The sequence below is a fragment of the Avibacterium volantium genome (assembly GCF_049366555.1).
In the GTDB taxonomy this organism is placed as follows: domain Bacteria; phylum Pseudomonadota; class Gammaproteobacteria; order Enterobacterales; family Pasteurellaceae; genus Avibacterium; species Avibacterium volantium_A.
This window is the reverse complement of the sequence record NZ_JBMMGT010000001.1, coordinates 12,995-24,761: the sequence shown is the minus strand read 5'-3', so window position 1 is coordinate 24,761 and position 11,767 is coordinate 12,995. Positions and strand designations below refer to the sequence as shown.

At 42.0% G+C, this 11,767-nt stretch carries 9 protein-coding genes and 1 riboswitch; of the genes, 3 read left to right on the top strand and 6 right to left on the bottom strand.

Annotation, left to right across the window (positions count from 1 at the left end; translation table 11 throughout):
* Window positions 1-54: 54 nt before the first annotated feature.
* Entirely contained in the window at window positions 55-1,245 is a 1,191-nt protein-coding gene (locus ACLS0A_RS00095) for an amino acid aminotransferase (RefSeq protein WP_115249833.1), read from the top strand.
* 65 nt (window positions 1,246-1,310) lie between these two features.
* Here ACLS0A_RS00095 and ACLS0A_RS00090 read toward each other — a convergent pair whose 3' ends face one another.
* The gene (locus ACLS0A_RS00090) at window positions 1,311-4,328 is read right to left on the bottom strand and encodes a chondroitinase family polysaccharide lyase (protein WP_416081918.1); all 3,018 of its coding nucleotides are present in this window, start codon (window positions 4,326-4,328) and stop codon (window positions 1,311-1,313) included.
* A gap of 10 nt (window positions 4,329-4,338) precedes the next feature.
* Window positions 4,339-5,403: a porin gene (locus ACLS0A_RS00085; RefSeq protein WP_416081917.1), complete on the bottom strand. Its 1,065-nt coding sequence runs from the start codon at window positions 5,401-5,403 to the stop codon at window positions 4,339-4,341.
* 290 nt (window positions 5,404-5,693) lie between these two features.
* Here ACLS0A_RS00085 and ACLS0A_RS00080 point away from each other — a divergent pair, with 290 nt between their 5' ends.
* Together ACLS0A_RS00080 and ACLS0A_RS00075 are read left to right on the top strand one after the other, a co-directional pair.
* Window positions 5,694-6,497 (top strand): sulfite exporter TauE/SafE family protein, encoded by an 804-nt coding sequence (locus ACLS0A_RS00080; protein WP_416081916.1) that lies wholly within the window; start codon window positions 5,694-5,696, stop codon window positions 6,495-6,497.
* Window positions 6,498-6,509: 12 nt separating this feature from the next.
* Window positions 6,510-7,064: a Crp/Fnr family transcriptional regulator gene (locus tag ACLS0A_RS00075; RefSeq protein ID WP_103852681.1), complete on the top strand. Its 555-nt coding sequence runs from the start codon at window positions 6,510-6,512 to the stop codon at window positions 7,062-7,064.
* A gap of 54 nt (window positions 7,065-7,118) precedes the next feature.
* Here ACLS0A_RS00075 and bioB read toward each other — a convergent pair whose 3' ends face one another.
* The 4 genes from bioB to thiB all read right to left on the bottom strand — a co-directional run bounded on the left by bioB (window position 7,119) and on the right by thiB (window position 11,534).
* Window positions 7,119-8,153, bottom strand: coding sequence for a biotin synthase BioB (gene bioB / locus ACLS0A_RS00070; RefSeq protein ID WP_416081915.1), 1,035 nt, complete (start codon window positions 8,151-8,153; stop codon window positions 7,119-7,121).
* A 39-nt stretch (window positions 8,154-8,192) separates the two neighbouring features.
* Window positions 8,193-8,846 carry a thiamine ABC transporter ATP-binding protein gene (thiQ, locus tag ACLS0A_RS00065; RefSeq protein WP_416081914.1) on the bottom strand — a complete coding sequence of 218 codons (654 nt, stop codon included), beginning with the start codon at window positions 8,844-8,846 and terminating at the stop codon, window positions 8,193-8,195.
* A 76-nt stretch (window positions 8,847-8,922) separates the two neighbouring features.
* The gene (gene thiP, locus ACLS0A_RS00060; RefSeq protein WP_416081988.1) at window positions 8,923-10,494 is read right to left on the bottom strand and encodes a thiamine/thiamine pyrophosphate ABC transporter permease ThiP; all 1,572 of its coding nucleotides are present in this window, start codon (window positions 10,492-10,494) and stop codon (window positions 8,923-8,925) included.
* 35 nt (window positions 10,495-10,529) lie between these two features.
* On the bottom strand, window positions 10,530-11,534 hold the full coding sequence (thiB, locus tag ACLS0A_RS00055; protein ID WP_416081913.1) for a thiamine ABC transporter substrate binding subunit: 1,005 nt from the start codon (window positions 11,532-11,534) through the stop codon (window positions 10,530-10,532).
* Window positions 11,535-11,576: 42 nt separating this feature from the next.
* Window positions 11,577-11,665: riboswitch (TPP riboswitch) on the bottom strand.
* Between the last annotated feature and the right edge of the window lie 102 nt (window positions 11,666-11,767).

The window sequence follows — 11,767 nt, the reverse complement described above, 5'->3', positions numbered from 1 at the left end:
AAAAAGGAAATCGCATTATTAACAACAAAACACAACATTAGAAGGATAATGACTATGTTTGAACATATTAATGCGGCTCCTGCCGATCCAATTTTAGGTTTAGGTGAAGCGTTTAAAGCAGATGATCGAGCTAACAAAATCAACTTAGGGATTGGTGTATATAAAGATGCCAAAGGCAACACCCCCATTATGAAAGCGGTGAAAGCTGCCGAACAACGCTTGTTTGATGTAGAAACCACCAAAAATTATCTTTCTATTGACGGCGTTGCCGATTTCAATGCGCGTACGCAAGGCGTGTTGTTCGGTGAACATTCTGACATTGTGAAACAAGGGCGTGCCAAAACTGTACAAAGCCTTGGTGGCACAGGGGCATTACGCATTGCCGCAGAATTTATCAAACGCCAAACTAAAGCACAAAACGTGTGGATCAGCACACCAACTTGGCCAAACCACAATGCGATTTTTAATGCGGTAGGGATCACCATTCGTGAATATCGCTATTATGATGCAGAACGCAAAGCCTTAGACTGGGATAACCTAATTGCCGATTTAAGCAATGCAGGCGAAGGCGATGTGGTATTATTACACGGCTGCTGCCACAACCCTACGGGGATCGATCCAACCCCTGAACAGTGGCAACAACTGGCGGAAATGTCTGCTAAAAATGGTTGGTTACCGCTATTCGACTTCGCTTATCAAGGACTGGCTAACGGCTTAGAAGAAGATGCCTTTGGCTTACGCACCTTTGCGGCAAATCACAAAGAGTTACTGATCGCAAGTTCTTATTCTAAAAACTTCGGTTTATATAACGAACGTGTCGGCGCATTCACTTTAGTGGCAGAAACTGCAGAAATCGCCGCTACTGCACTAACCCAAGTGAAATCCATTATCCGTACACTCTACTCTAACCCCGCTTCTCACGGTGCTTCCACCGTAGCCATCGTGTTGGCTGATCCTGCATTAAGAGAAGAATGGACTGGCGAGCTTGCCGAAATGCGCAACCGCATCAAAGAAATGCGTCATAAATTCGTGGAATTATTAAGAGAATACGGCGCACAGCAAGACTTCAGCTTTATCGAACAACAAAATGGTATGTTCTCTTTCAGCGGCTTAACCCCAGAACAAGTGGATCGCTTAAAAGAAGAATTCGCTATTTACGCCGTTCGCTCAGGCCGTATCAACGTTGCCGGCATCACCGAAGATAACATCCGTTATCTCTGCGAAAGCATTGTAAAAGTGCTTTAATTAAAAATTTGAAAAAAATACCGCACTTAATAAAGTGCGGTATTTTTTTCGTGGATTTTTATCTGTTATTTCACGGCAATCAATCTCACCTTACAAGGGGTTGCGTCTGTGGTTTGGGTGGAAACTAAGGTGTTTTCCCCTTTCACTTCAGCTTTGGCGCATTGGCTGGCTTGGACGAGTTGCCATTTGCCTTTTGCCGTTACACTAGAATGCTGTGGCTGGGAAGGGGTTTTACGCCAAGTGCGGGAATAAATGCTCACTTCCACTTGTTTTCCGTCTTTCACTTGATCTTCTTCCGTGCCTTGATAAAAAGCGAAATCAGGGTTCACAATAGACAGATCAAGATAATCCTTGCCTGCTTCGTTGCCTTGTTGAGCCATTGCCATTAGCGGTTGGCTTGCCCCAAGCAATACACCGCCTACGTCTTTTTGCTCCGCTTCAAAATAGGCATAGCCTTCTTGACCACTACGTTTATCGCGTACCGCGTGCAATTTGCTGCTGTGGGATAATTTTTGGTAATCCGCTCCTTCATCAGCGTTTGGTGCAATGAGTACAGCATATTCATATTGCCCATTTTCTGGTGCTTTGCCGTGATCTAACACTGCACTAGCAAATTTGCCTTGGGTTGGCTTATCGTTGCGGTCATCAACAGATTCTTGTTCTTGATAACGCACCGTCAATTTTTGCCCTGCGCTCACATAATAGCGGTTGCCCGCAGGATCTGCCAAGGTAACAGGGCCGGATAATTCTTCCACTGTCCCTAAGGTTACCAATGGTTTTCCATTGATAAACATTGGCTTGAGATCCGCGACATTATGCTGGAACAAGGTGGTTTCCGTTGCGTGCTGTTTGTCATCATTACGAATATCCGATCCTAAGGCGATAATTTGATTATCAAAAAGGAAGTAGGATTTTTTCGCGAACAAGGATTCTTGCTGATATTTGCTATGGCCGCGCAATTTCATTGCATACATACTATTATTATGCAGATCCGTTCCACCTGCGTAGGTTTCGGTAGAAAGCAGCATTTCTTCCAATCCTGCGGCTGGGAGCTGTGATAATTTGGCTCTTAACTCAGGGTATGGCAGATGAATGGTTGTGGTGCCAGGGAAACGATTCCAGTCCCAACCGTCATAGCGATAGCCACGATCATTGAAATGCTCAGGAATGATTTCTAACGCACCGTAGGACATATAACGTCCGTACAAATTGTTTTTTTCGTAGGATTCATTGCCGACTAAATAACGGCTAAAGCCGCGCGCAATGGCAAGCCAAGACAGTTTTGGATCGGCTTGATGACGGCGTTGCACCACCATTGAAGCATAATTCATCGTCCACGCCCCAGTGGGTTCTGCCGCTGCAGGTACGCCTTCAAATTCCTCTTTATGTTCTAAGGCAGCATAAATAGAAGCAAAAGTGCGGTTAATTTTTTCGCCCGTTTTTTCATCTCCGATCAAAGCAAACCATTTAAATGGTGAAGAGGCGATAGAGAATTTCCCTGTTGGGTGACGCCCACTTATGACAATTGGGATATTGCCATTTTTAGTGTAAACCCACATTTTATACAGCACATCATCAAGACGTTTTTTCGCCTCTTGAGTGAGTGCATAAGGTGTTCCACTAATTGCATAAACAACAGGAGAGAGCCCTGTAAACGCATCTTTTCCATAGGCTGTATAATGCTGTGAATGGTGGAACATTGAACCATCAGGCTTAAACCCACCGGCAACCCCTTGAGATTGTAAAACAGTCGTACTCAACCAATGTGAAAACTGTTTTAAAAGCCCAGCACGTTGATTTTCATTAGGTAATAATAAAATACTTTTTAACATCCATTGCAGTTGCGTATTAAGAATATCTACATTCGCTTCTACAATACTGCTATCTGGTTCAAAAATACGTCCAGCCCCACTAAACCACGCCATTGCACCCTGTGCTTGCTCAAGCAGTCCTTGCTGAGATAATAAATCCCTCATTAAGAACCAAGCATCAAAAATTTCTCGATTCTGATACCCCATATGGCTCACAATTTGAATACTGCTCCCTCGCACAAAACCTTGGTCAAATAGATAACGAGTCGCAAGTAAGAATTGATTTTCTAATTGCTGACGTTGTTCTGGTGTAAGCTCGCCCATTCGTAACGCTTTTGCACTTTCCAGCATCACTTTTCCTAGCTCTCTCATTGAAATGGAATTCAGTAAAAAAGCTTGCTCTTGTTTACTAAATACCTGATCATTTTTCATAAATTTTTGACGAGCAGGAAAATCTAAGATTGCACCTTGAATTACCCCATCTTTTTCACTGATATTAAAAGCTTGGTATTTTTTCAAAATCGCTGAAAAATCCACCGCACTTTTCTTCGTTTCTGAAATATTGAGTACTTGTTCAAAACGCTGATAAATACTTTCAATTTTTGGATCAGAATGAAGTTTGGCATTAAAATCTAAATGTGGGTAAATTTGGCTCAAACGTTGATCATTCATTAATAAGGCATTCCAGTTTTTATTTACTGCGGTACTTGCCGTTGGATTAACAAAATCTGCTTGATAATCAGGAATCGGGTAGCGATTATCTACTGGTACGTTGAATAAAAGCTGATCTAAATAAAGCGATCCCGCTTCATTAGGCGCTTGGATCACCAATTTATCGAGGCTTGTTACCTTTTCGCCTTGCATATCACGAAACGGCACGGCAATACCACGCCAGCCGACAAAATCCAAATTAATTTTAAAGGATTTTTTCACCTGACCATTTTGTTCAAAGGCAAATTGCAAAGGCTGCTTTAAGGCTTTATCGTTATAAAGCCATAGCATAAAGGTTTGCGGTAAAATATCGTCATTTTGCGAAAAATCTAAATTTTGCGCAAAAACCAACCGCCCTTTTGGCTCGAATTGCCAATGCAACGCCTGCTTACCATCCTTGTAATGCAACGTACTCGGCGCAACTTGCCCATTGGTTACCGTTAAATAAGCTGGTGGCTGTGCATTTTCAAAAAAATCCCACGCATAATTCGCCGCATTAACACTGCCTGCAATAACGCAGGCAGTTAATAGGCTCAGCTTTGGAAATAAGCTCGTTTTCATAGGTTCTCCCTTAGAATAAGAAACGGAAACCCGTGTAGTATTGGTTTACATATTTATTATGTACATTTACGTTGCTGATATTGCGATCACGCCCAAATTCGATAAAGGTGATCAAGTTTTTGATTGGACGATAATCCAGCCCTAAGGTGTAACCGTGATTTACATTTTCACCACGTTTTTCATAACGGAATTGGCTATAACCTGCAAATTTTGGCGTGATGAAATATTTTGCTGCGAGGAAATGTCTTTTTTCTTTTACTGCATTGGTATCAAGATAGTTTGCGCGTTGTAGATCTTTTAATTCACCATAGTTATAAGCAACTTCCAAATTACGATATTTCACTTCACCAGACACACGCCACGCAGAGCGGTTTACATCTTTTTCAATCCAAGATTTATTTGCTCCAGTGCTGTCTGGTGCTGAGAATTGGTGGCTATCGTAGTTATCACGAGTGTAACCTGCTCTAAAACGGACACGCCAGTCATCATTTAATTTATTCGTATAATATAACGCAAGCCCATAACCATTTTTTAAATGCTTCGGTGAGTTATCCACTCCTTTTTCAGATGAACCAAATAAATAATCAGCACCAAACTGGAAACCAGCAAATTCCACGGTTCTGAAACGCGCCCCTTTCTCAGTGGAAGCGGTAAGTGGGTTACGTCCACTTCCCCCTAATTGCCAGTCTCCTAACATAATGGCATCACCATTGGTTGGTAGGCGACCTAAATATAAACGCCCTACGGATTTGTGTTCTACACCAAGATACAGTTGTGCAGTACGCGGATCGCCAAAGCCTGAATGATTGCTACCGCTAGCATCTTTCCCATTAAAAACAATTCTGGTTTTACCAATCAATCGTAGATCTTCTGTCATTTCTTGTGCAAAGATAAAATCCACTCGCGAGCCTCTGTCTCGCAAATCTGAGCGCTCTCCTTCCGTATGTGCAAGCATTGGTCTAAATTGCCCGTTGATCTGCACGCTCGTGCCATCTTTTTTATAAATTTCTACCGCACTTGCTGTGCTTGTTGCTGCGAGAAGTGAAAGGGCAAGAAGAGAAAGTGATTTTTTCATATAGCAATAATCCTTATTATTCATTGTGAAAAGACACCTCAAATTAAATACGATTAATCTGAGCCACTGCGATGTTCAAGCTGGTTAAATACAACACAAAAGTAACTAAAACTGATCATTCGTTATTATGATAGGCAAATATTTCAATGGAGAAAAGCATAATATTTCAAAAACAAGATCAAGATCACAAAAATATTGAAACAATGTTTTGGTGTTTATTTTTATGATACCGATCATAAGGATTCTTGGCTTGATTATTCATAATAAAGAAAAAATCATAAGGATCGCCTATGACATTTTCTTTGATCATTATTCTTATTTTATGCGGCATATTGACTAATCTGATGTCAGCTATTTTTGGTATTGGTGGCGGGGTGTTGATGGTGCCAATTTTGCACACGCTTTTTCCCCATATGCCAATCCAAATGATTTCCGCCACATCACTGACTATCGTGATGGGATCAGCGTTAATCAATTTATTTTACTTTCATAGACTTAGCATTAAGATTGATAAGACCAAATTGCTGCTTTGGTCGTTAAGTATGATCGTTGGCGTGCAGCTTGGCTTTCATCTCAGTTTTGAAGTTTCCGACAATGTGATTATTGGGGTGTTTGTGATTACGCTAACGGTGCTGGCATTGAAGACATTTTTACATCAGCGCAATGAGAAAAAGCAACAAACACAGAAAAATGATAGTCTGCGTGGTAGCCTTTTCTGCTTTTTCGGAGGGGGAATTGCTGGAATTACGGGGATCGGCGGCGGTTCGATTATGTCGCCATTAATTAGCCAGTTGCCAAGTGTCAACATTAAAAGTGTGGCGGTTTACACTAACTATATGATGGTAATTGGGGGCATTGGCAACCTGTATGGCTATTTAGCCAAAACGCCCGAAGTGGTAATTCCCCATTCCTTGCAAGTTGGTTATGTGAGCTTCTCTATTGTGTTGATTGTGGTGCTAAGTTCTTTTTTTATGAGTTTTGCCAGTATGAAAATTCGTGGCATTATCAAAGAAGACACGGCGCGCAAATTGCTTGGTATGATCTTACTGTTTATTGCTTTCTATATGCTAATATTGCGCGTGATACAAGGATAAATCTCATAGGATATGAAAATGCTTGAACAGATGAACTTAAAAAATTGTCAATATAATCATTTAGTTGCCCTTGAGAAAGGCACGCAAATCTATCGCCAAGGGGATACCGCGCAGTCTTTTTATTTTGTCAAAAATGGGCTAATTGGGTTGTATCATACCCTTGAAAATGGCAAAGAAAGCTTGGTCAGAATTTATAAAGCGGAGGATTATTTTGGTTTTCGCACGCTTTTTGGCGATAAAAAATATCACTGCACTGCCAAAGTGTTGATGGAAGCTGAAATTATTAAAATCACGCCGCAAGATGTTGATTTATTCTTTTTAGATAACCCTGAAACCATTCGTTTATTATTCCAAATTTTATCCAATGAGTTACGAGATGCGGAAGATCGCCTTGCCAAAAGTGCTTATTTAAAAAGCCTTGATCGAGTGATTGATAGCATTTATTTCTTAAAAGAAAACTTCCCTGAATACCGCTGGACACACCGTGAAATTGGTGAATACGCTGGCTGCGAAACAGAAACCGCTATTCGTATTAGTCGCGATTTGCGTAAGAAAGGGTTGTTATAAGGCATAAAAAATGGCAGTTTATGCTGCCATTGATTTTCCTATTTTAGTTTATTATTACATCACTTCTTTAAACAAGGAGGGTTCTTCTTTCAACCCGCGATTTTCTTCCGTTTCTGGCTCAAGATCGAGTTTTGCCATAAGCAGTTGATCGCCGTCTTCTTCTGGGTTTTCGGTAACCAGTAATTTATCGCCGTAGAAAATGGAATTTGCACCCGCCATAAAGCACATTGCTTGCATTTCTTCCGACATTCCCTGACGACCTGCGGATAAACGCACATAGCTTTTTGGCATTACGATACGTGCCACAGCGATGGTGCGAACAAATTCTGTCCAATCTAATTCTGCCGCTTCTGCCAATGGCGTGCCTTCCACTTTCACTAATTGGTTGATTGGCACAGATTCTGGTTGTGGATCAAGGTTGGCAAGGCTAGCGATAAAGGCCGCACGCTCTTTGCGAGTTTCGTCCATTCCAACAATCCCACCACAGCAGACTTTTAAGCCAGCTTTACGCACTTTGCCAAGGGTGTTAATGCGATCATCAAATTGGCGTGTGCCGATGATTTTTTCGTAATGTTCTGGCGCAGTGTCGATATTATGATTGTAATAATCTAGCCCAGCTTTTTTCAGATCTTCCGCCATTCCATCTTGCAATAAGCCAAATGTGCCGCAGGTTTCTAAGCCAAGCGCTTTCACCGCTTTGATAATTGTGGTGATTTTTTCAATGTCTTTTGGCTTTGGCCCACGCCACGCCGCGCCCATACAGAAACGGCTTGCGCCACGAGATTTTGCCACTTTCGCCTTTTCCACAATTTCATCAACATCAATCAGTTGCTGATTTTGCACGCCAGTTTGATAACGCGCCGATTGCGGACAATACCCACAATCCTCTGGGCAGCCACCGGTTTTAATCGACATTAAGGTGGAAAGCTGGATCGTGCGCGGATTGAAATTCTCACGATGAACCTGTGCAGCACGGAACACAAGATCTAAAAAAGGCGTTTCAAATAAAGCTTCCACTTTACACACTGACCAGTATTCTAGCGTTGGGTGCGGTGTTAAAGAGGGAATTTGAATGTTTGTGGTTGTCATAAATTATCCTTGTTGTAAAAAGTGCGGTCTATTTTAGACTTAAATTTTTAATTCGGGTAATGGTTTATCACTAATCCTACCATTTTCAACTATCAAAAGGCGATCAATTTTTCCTGTTAATTCATCAGGTTGATGCGTTACAATAAGCAAAGTCAAGCTTTTCTGCTGGCATAACTTGTCCAATAAATGCAGCATTTCTTGGCGTAAATGGGGATCAAGGGCGGAAAAGGGTTCATCAAGCAATAAAATGGGTTTATCACGCAACAGACAACGCGCCAAGGCGACACGTTGTTTTTGTCCGCCTGAAAGAGCGTTGGGCAAGCGATCTAAAAAATCCCCTAATCCCACCGCACTTGCCACTTCCGCTACTTTAGCTTTTTCTAACTCGCTAAGATTTAGGCTTGGCTTTAGCCCTAAAGCAATGTTCTGCTCCACCGTCAAATGGGTGAACAAATTATTCTCTTGGAACAACATTGAAACAGGGCGTTGATGAGGTGCGCTAAAGGTGTGATTTTGCTCATTAAGCCAAATTTCCCCTTTGTCTGCCAATTCAAATCCTGCAATTAGGTTGAGCAAGGTGCTTTTACCTGCCCCACTCGCCCCCACAATGGCTGCCCGTTGTCCTGTGGGGATATGCAGCTTAAAGTGCATTGGTTGATTGGGGTAATGAAAATAAGTATCCAGTTTAATCATCGTGTTGCCTAAATCATAAAACGAAAGAATGTGGTAAACATACCAAAATGCAAAGATAAAGTGCGGTGCAATTTTTTCAGATTTTATCTTTGCCCTGCTTTTGTGAACGCTCAATCAGCACAAATAATGCGCCACATAACAATAATAAAATCAAGGCGGTAACACTCGCTTCTTGCATACGATATGAGCCTAATTGCTGATAAAGCAAATACGGCAGAGAGATAAAATCTTGATTGCCGAATAAAGCAATGGCGGTGAAATCCCCCAAAGATAAAGCACAAGCCAAGGCGAAAGCATATCGCATTGGGGCGTTGAGAGCTTGCCATTCCACCCATTTCCAGCGTTGCCAACCTTGCACGCCAAGAGATTGGCAAAGGCGATCATATTGCATATTTTGATACATTGGCACAGAAAGCGTACGGATCACAAAAGGCATCGCCAAAATGCCACTACAAAATGCCACAATCAGCAATAAATGCCATGGCTGAAAATCCATTGCTTGCAAGCGAATAAACAACCCTAGAGCCACCACCAAGGTGGGGATCGCAAGCACGATCATTCCCATATTGCTAATTAAATTGGCGCAATAGCGGTGATGTTGCCAAGCTAAACGGCGAGCCAAAAAAAGCAATGCCATTGAAAGTAAAATCGCAAATAGCGCAGAACATAGGGCGATACTTAAAGAATACCCCAAGGCGCGCCATAACTGGGGATTGGCTGCTACTTTTTGCCACGCCTGCCAATCTAAGCCAGCCACCACCATATAAAGCAGTGGGGAAAAGAGAAAAATCAGTACACTGCTCACACAAAAAACTTGCCAAATTTGCACCGCACTTGTTTGTTTTTCTCGCCAAAAATGACGCAAATTAAGCTGGCTCGGATCTTTGTTGTTAAACAAACTGCTGAGCGCAAGCAGCAGTACGCAAAACCCGCATTGCAATAACGCGAGCATTGCGGCTTTCGGCAAATCAAACTCAAACAAAATGGCTTGATAAATCGCCACTTCTAAGGTGGTGTAAGCCGGCCCACCGCCAAGGGTTAGCACAATGGCAAAGCTGGTAAAGCACAGCATAAAAATTAAAGTAAACGCCGGCAAAAACTGTTGGCGTAAGTAAGGTAATTCGATCAAACGGATAAATTGCCAACCACGGATATTTAATTGTGAACTGAGCTGCCGTTGCTGATTGGGAATACTTGAGAGCGCTTGCAAAAATAAACGGCTGGCAAGAGGGATATTAAAAAATAAATGGGCGATTAAAATGCCACTCAAGCCGTAAATATTAGGTTTCCAATCAATCTCAAGGGTGGAAAGTAAGCTTGCCAACCAGCCTGAATGTCCGTAAATTCCAAGTAAGCCTAGCACTGCCACCAAGGCAGGCAACACGAAGGTGAGAGAAAATAATTTTAAAATCAGTGGTTTGCCACGGAAATCTTGGTAAAAAAACGCGCGCGCAAAAAACAGACCAACCAGTACAGATAAAAACGCCGATAAAAAGGCTTGTCCAAAACTAAAGGCGATAACGTGGCGCACATAACTATCTTGCCAAAATGTCATCCATTGATGCTCATTGCCAAGATTTAACACCGCACTTAAGGCAAACAGATAAAATGCGCCCAACAGCAAAATTACACCTATTCCCCCTGCCATTGAAGACAGGGGGAATTTTTGCAAGTTACGGCGAACTATTGTGTTAAGCTGGCTTGCCAAGTGTTCGTCCATTGTTTTAATTGTTCTGCATTGACGCCACTATCCAAGGTGGTTTTGTTCTGCTGCGCTTGTTTCAAGGCATCAAAGTGCGGTTCAATTTTTTCATCAATTACGGCAAACATCACATTTTTTTGTGAAATTTGGCTTTGTGCCTGCGGTGAGATCAAAAATTGCATAAAGGCATCTGCACAAGCATTCGGGTGATTTGCCATTCGTGCCGCGGTTTCAATTTGTAACACTTGCCCTTCAGCAAAATCTGTGGCGGCGTAATTGGCATCTTTGTCATTTAATAAATGATAAAGCGGTGAAGTATTATAGCTGAACACTAAATCCGATTCCCCTTTCAAAAATGCGCCATAAGTTTCCGACCAGCCTTTGCCCACAGTAACGGTATGGCTAGCGAGTTTTTTCCACGCAGCGCCCACATCATCACCATAAACTTCATTCATTAAGATCACTAAACCACGCCCCACACCACTGGTGCGCGGATCTTGGTAAATGACGCGAAGTTGTTGGTTATCCACTAATTCTTTTAGGCTTTTTGGTGGATTTGGTAATTTTTCTTTATGATAAACAAAGGCATAAGCACCAAAATCATAAGGTAAGAACACCTTGTCTTGCCACTTCACTGGCAAGGAAAGTTGTTCCGTTGGTACGCTATTTTCGGCAAATAATTGTGTTTTTCTTGCTTCCTCAAGCATTGTTTGATCTAAGCCTAGCACAATATCTGCTTTGCTCTTTTTTCCTTCAAGACGAATGCGATTAAACATCACGCCTGTGCTATCAAAAGGCACATAATTTACCTGACATTGCGGGTAAGCTTGCTCAAACAAGGCTTTCACTTTCGGGCCTGCGCCCCAATCGGCACTGAAACTATCATAAGTGTAAACTTGCACATTTTCCGGGCTTTGTGCCGCCATAAGGTGGGTACTAAAAAGTGCGGTAAGAAAAGTAAGAGAAAAAGATTTTTTAAATTGCATAGTGTTTCCTTCCATAAAAAACGACCAGCAATATTGACGCAAACAGCAAAGAAATTAGTTTCCTACGTCAGTATTAACTGTATCAGGTTCACGGGTATGATCTCAGCTATCAAGCACCCCGACTAATATGAGCCTTTAGCTCGGCTTTCAGTGTAGTAATTTTCTGTTGCCAATGCAATCTATGTGTTTAAAAATTCTCAAAATTTCTTTATAGTTAGCAATCAGTTAATCAT

Coding starts and splice junctions, on each gene's coding strand:
- ACLS0A_RS00075 (WP_103852681.1), top strand. CDS start 6,510: ATGAAAATGCTTGAACAGATGAACTTAAAAAATTGTCAATATAATCAT.
- ACLS0A_RS00090 (WP_416081918.1), bottom strand. CDS start 4,328: ATGAAAACGAGCTTATTTCCAAAGCTGAGCCTATTAACTGCCTGCGTT.
- thiQ (WP_416081914.1), bottom strand. CDS start 8,846: ATGATTAAACTGGATACTTATTTTCATTACCCCAATCAACCAATGCAC.
- ACLS0A_RS00085 (WP_416081917.1), bottom strand. CDS start 5,403: ATGAAAAAATCACTTTCTCTTCTTGCCCTTTCACTTCTCGCAGCAACA.
- bioB (WP_416081915.1), bottom strand. CDS start 8,153: ATGACAACCACAAACATTCAAATTCCCTCTTTAACACCGCACCCAACG.
- ACLS0A_RS00080 (WP_416081916.1), top strand. CDS start 5,694: ATGACATTTTCTTTGATCATTATTCTTATTTTATGCGGCATATTGACT.
- thiP (WP_416081988.1), bottom strand. CDS start 10,494: ATGGCAGGGGGAATAGGTGTAATTTTGCTGTTGGGCGCATTTTATCTG.
- ACLS0A_RS00095 (WP_115249833.1), top strand. CDS start 55: ATGTTTGAACATATTAATGCGGCTCCTGCCGATCCAATTTTAGGTTTA.
- thiB (WP_416081913.1), bottom strand. CDS start 11,534: ATGCAATTTAAAAAATCTTTTTCTCTTACTTTTCTTACCGCACTTTTT.